The sequence below is a fragment of the Teichococcus deserti genome, from assembly GCF_001982615.1.
In the GTDB taxonomy this organism is placed as follows: Bacteria; Pseudomonadota; Alphaproteobacteria; order Acetobacterales; family Acetobacteraceae; genus Pseudoroseomonas; species Pseudoroseomonas deserti.
The window spans coordinates 1-435 of the sequence record NZ_MLCO01000556.1; the positions used below are offsets into that span (position 1 = coordinate 1).

A 435-nucleotide genomic window follows, 5' to 3' on the forward strand; every position below is an offset into this window, starting at 1 on the left:
CGGCGCTGGCCAGCGAGCGGATGCTGCTGCTGGAGGACGGGCATTGCCTGCGCGACCACACGCTGGCGGCCTGCGGGCTGCAGGCCTCGGTCAGCAGCGACAGCTTCGCCGCCACCAGCCTGCACACGCTGGTGCAGATGGTGGCGGGGGGCCTTGGCGTGACGCTGCTGCCCCGACTCGCGGTCGAGGGCGGCGTGCTGGCTGGCGCTTCTGTCTTGTTGAAGCCTCTGGATTCGCCGCAGACGCGTGGGCTTGGCCTGGCCTGGCGCGCCCATTCGCCGCGGGCCGCGGAGTTCCGCAGCATGGCCCCCGCGATCGCCGCCGCGATTTCGGGCGGTTGAATCAGGTGCTTGGGCTTCTGTCGTTCCGGTATGGCTTGCGCTGCTATGTGCCAGAAAAAAGAAGGGGGTTCGGGGGAATTCATTCCCCCGACCT

General features: G+C 69.0%; 1 protein-coding gene. It reads left to right on the forward strand.

Translation table 11 applies throughout. From position 1 onward, the window contains the following. A partial coding sequence (locus BKE38_RS30030; protein WP_242662633.1) for a LysR substrate-binding domain-containing protein occupies positions 1–341 on the forward strand: 341 nt, incomplete at its 5' end. Positions 342–435 lie beyond the last annotated feature (94 nt).